The organism is Pseudomonas sp. R43(2017) (assembly GCF_002112345.1).
In the GTDB taxonomy this organism is placed as follows: Bacteria; Pseudomonadota; Gammaproteobacteria; order Pseudomonadales; family Pseudomonadaceae; genus Aquipseudomonas; species Aquipseudomonas kribbensis.
Map to the genome: position 1 here is coordinate 1 of NZ_NEHJ01000018.1, position 716 is coordinate 716.

General features: G+C 64.5%; 1 protein-coding gene. It reads left to right on the forward strand.

The features are described 5' to 3' along the window. The coding region (locus CAG02_RS29395) for a DUF6531 domain-containing protein (protein ID WP_256576979.1) at nucleotides 1-716 on the forward strand (716 nt) is incomplete at both ends.

Below are 716 nucleotides of genomic sequence, written 5' to 3' on the forward strand. Positions count from 1 at the left end.
GCCATCGCCAATGGCCTGCTGATGCTCAGCGACGAACCGCTGCTGTTCATTCATCTGGCGGCCTTCACCAGTTGGCTGAAGATGCTGCCGCCGCAGTATCTGGCCGAGGTGGTGGCTGAAGTTCGGGCGGAGTTGCTGGTCAGTTTTCTGCTGATGTGCGTGTCGGCGGGCATGGGCGTGCCGCTGCGGTTGAGCGCCAGGGTGCTCGGCAAGGTCAAGTCGCCGCGCGCCCGGGAGTGGTTGGCGGCGTCGGCGTTGCGGCTGGCGGAGCTGACTTCGGCGCCCGATCTGACCCGGCATGCGGGCGCTTTGAAACCGCTGATGGTCAATGCACGCCCGGCACCGTTGAGGCCGACACCTGCGGTTCCGCTGGAGATTCGTACGGCGGATGCGCAGGTGCTGACAGTGCCCAATCCGGCGGCCATTGCGCGTAACAAGTCCCACGGCACGACCCGAATGGAGCGCCATGAGCCTCGCGACGATGCGTCGGCTCAGGCGAAGAATCCCAACGGCGACAGCGCTGATTGCGTGCCCCGGACCTGCACCAACGGTTGTCCGGTGTCGATGGTCACCGGCGAGGAACTGCTGACGCTGACTGACGGTGTGCTTGATGGATTGTTGCCGTTCGAGTTCAGCCGGTTGTATCGCACCAGTGCGGTTGAGATCGATGTCGGGTTGGGGTTTGGCTGGAGCCATTCGCTGGCGCATCGGCTGGA